The organism is Wolbachia endosymbiont of Atemnus politus, from assembly GCF_013309895.1.
In genome coordinates this window covers 1-2990 of sequence record NZ_JAAXCS010000141.1, presented here as the reverse complement: position 1 = coordinate 2990, position 2990 = coordinate 1, and the positions used below count along the sequence as shown (strand labels likewise).

The following is a 2990-nucleotide window of genomic DNA, read 5'->3' as shown; positions in this document are numbered from 1 at the left end:
TAATCCCTTCTGATATGAAGAAACCAGTTCCTCATATGCATCGGTATCTATGGATTGTAATATTACTAAAAATGAAAACAAATTCGGAGCAGGTAATTCTTCCTTTGTGTAATTCAGAAGACACAATTTTATTTTCTTTGTGCAATATTCTATTGCTTTTAACGATAGCGATAGACTTTCTGCGTAAAATATAAAACTATCTATAATCAAACTTTTTGATTTTTTCGGCAATTTTATATTCTGAAGCAGTTCTCTTGTAAATTTTTTTGTCGGCTGCTTTGGCAAGTGTAGAGAGAGATCAGTAAAAGATCTCAGATCAAAATTTTGCCCAAGTATTGTACTAATGGATTCATGCACATTACTCTTATCTCTACTGACAGAAATAATGAAGACAAACCCCTCTATGTCAAGCATATACTTTATAGATTCCAAAAAATCGACAACGAATTTAGGGCGGCACACATCAAGATTATCCACCATTATATAAATGTTTTTGTCTTTTCTAATTCTATTAACTACTTTTGCCAATTGTGTTTTAAAATCCTTAATGTTTTCTTCTTTTCTTTGAAGAGTATTCAACTCTCTCAGTACAGAACCAATATCTTTCCTATCAGCCTCTTTTGTAGCGTCAAGCAATACGGAAAGCATAGCAAGTGGAGATTTACTGATCAGCTTTCCTAGTGTGTTTAGAGAAAATAGTTCTTGGTTTATGTTCTTGAACTGTTGTATAACGCTTCTTTTTACTTCATACGATGCAAATAAATCTTCAAATAGAAAATTTAAAAAAGAAGGAAGTGGTTGATCCAGTGCATTGATATCCCATGCGTTATAGTAAGCTGCAATTTCATTTTGTTGTTTTAGCTCTTTTACCCACTCTTTCAAAAAAAACGTCTTACCCCATCCGGCATACCCTTCGAAAGATATCATTGTAAAAGACTGATCAATTGTTTTAATTATGGTGTTGAATTTGCTTGAAAATTGCTGAGAGCTTAGACAATCACTTTCCCAAGCTACCGCCTTAGGTGATGGCACCGTTTCTTTTTTTCTGAAGGTTATCAGTGATATAAGTTTTCTTAAGCACATACACTATTTTATATTCAGTTCGTATTCCTGTCTTGAAGTGAGGGCAGCTTTTAGCGTTCCTTCATCTAGGTAGTCGATTTCCCCACCTATTGGTATACCGCAAGCGAGGCGTGATATTTTTACATCCAAGTTTTTTAGCGATTCAATTATATACTGTACGGTAACTTGGCCCTCCAGTGTCGGATTAATTGCAATAATGATCTCTTCAACTTTGTACTCTGCAACTCTTTGAGGAATAGTATCAATGTTAAGTTCTTTTGGCCCTATACCGTTTATTGCGGACAATTTGCCACCCAGAACATGGTATACACCTGAGTATATACTTCCTTTTTCAAAAGCCCATAGGTCACCCAATTCTTCCACTACGCACAATAACTTGTTGTCACGTTTTGAATCGGTACAAATAGAACAAGGGGACTTATTATCTAGATTTCCACAAACCTCACACTTTATTATAAGATCTGCCAGCTCTTTAATCAAAGATGCAAGTGGCAGCATAACTTTTTCTTTGTTTTGGAGTAAATATATGACTAGCCTGCGTGATGATGATGGCCCCAAGCTTGGCAATTTGGAAAAAGCATGAACTAGATTCTTTATGTTGATGTTCATTCAATAAATTCAAAACAGGTCATCAAATGGTAACCCTTTGCAGGGAAAGTGGCAAATTTTTCTTGATCTTATTTTATAGAAACAGCTTTTTTCTACTTTAACGAAAAAAAATTACTTCCGCGTACTCAAAACCTCATTATAATAATAGTAGAGGTGTTTTAAGAGGCAAAATTTATCCCCAGCTAACCTCTAAATTGTTCCCCTCGTTGGGTAAAAATACTTTCATCCAACTAAAATTTTAACTTTTATTAATATAACATTAATAAAAACTTAATCTTAACAATATATTAATTAACATGTCGTATGATAGAAGAAATGAAAGAGTATTCCCTTAGGATAGGAACACAAGAGATAAAGCTAAGTTCAGAGAAACTTAAAGATTCTTATTATATGTCGAATTTGCTCTCTGACATAATAACAGAAAAGGAAGAATGGGCAAAATTAGCTAAAACTGCTCAACTAGAGGTAATTGAGGAATTAATTAAGAATTTAGTTGATTTAAAAACAAACCTCGACGCATACAATGAAGATGGCCGTACCCCTTTATACGTTGCAATTTGGAATGGTAATGTTGAAGTTGCAGAGCTACTGATAAAGTATGGTGCAAACGTCAATGACAATGACGAACGCAATCGTACACCACTGCATGTTGCCATTGGACACAAACAATTAGAAATAGCAAAATTGCTGATAAAAAATGGAGCAAATGTTAATGCAAAAACTAAAAACCATGGTAAAGATGATTTAACACCTATGCACCTTGCAGTTTTTGCAGATACGCCGGAATTCATAGAATTACTAAGTAATAACGGTGCAATAATTGATGAGAAAGAAAGCACTGAGGGACATACACCTCTTCTCTTGGCTGCTTTATATGGAAATAAGAGTGTAATACAAACCTTAATTGATAAGGGACAAAATATTGAAGATACAGACAACAATGGGCGAACAGCTCCGTTTTTAGCTACTAGGCAGTGCACTGAAGCAGAAAATGATGGCAGAATAGAAGTCATCAAGTATTTGGTAGATGAGCTCAAGGCAGATATAACAAAGGAAGACAATAATAACAATACAGTACTTTTTCCTGCTGCTAATAATTGTCCCGGGAAAGTAGTGAAACTCATTATTGAGCAGTATATAAAAATCTTTGGTAGAGATAAGTTAAAGAGCTTTATCAACCACAAAAATAAAGAGGGAAAGGATGCTTTAGATGTTGCGCTCATTAGTGGAAATGAAAAAGCTATTGAAGTACTGAGATCATATGGAGCGGATATCGAAAATAAGATAGATGCTACAAC

3 protein-coding genes are annotated in these 2990 nt (G+C 34.5%); 1 reads left to right on the top strand and 2 read right to left on the bottom strand.

Features of this window, described 5'->3' with window-relative positions; translation table 11 throughout:
* Together HET73_RS06805 and recR are read right to left on the bottom strand one after the other, a co-directional pair.
* On the bottom strand, positions 1 to 1083 hold a 1083-nt coding region (locus tag HET73_RS06805; protein ID WP_174134248.1), incomplete at its 3' end, for a P-loop NTPase fold protein.
* Between the two features lie 3 nt (positions 1084 to 1086).
* Entirely contained in the window at positions 1087 to 1686 is a 600-nt protein-coding gene (gene recR, locus HET73_RS06800; RefSeq protein ID WP_174132734.1) for a recombination mediator RecR, read from the bottom strand.
* A gap of 309 nt (positions 1687 to 1995) precedes the next feature.
* Here recR and HET73_RS06795 point away from each other — a divergent pair.
* A partial coding sequence (locus tag HET73_RS06795) for an ankyrin repeat domain-containing protein (protein WP_246210262.1) occupies positions 1996 to 2990 on the top strand: 995 nt, incomplete at its 3' end.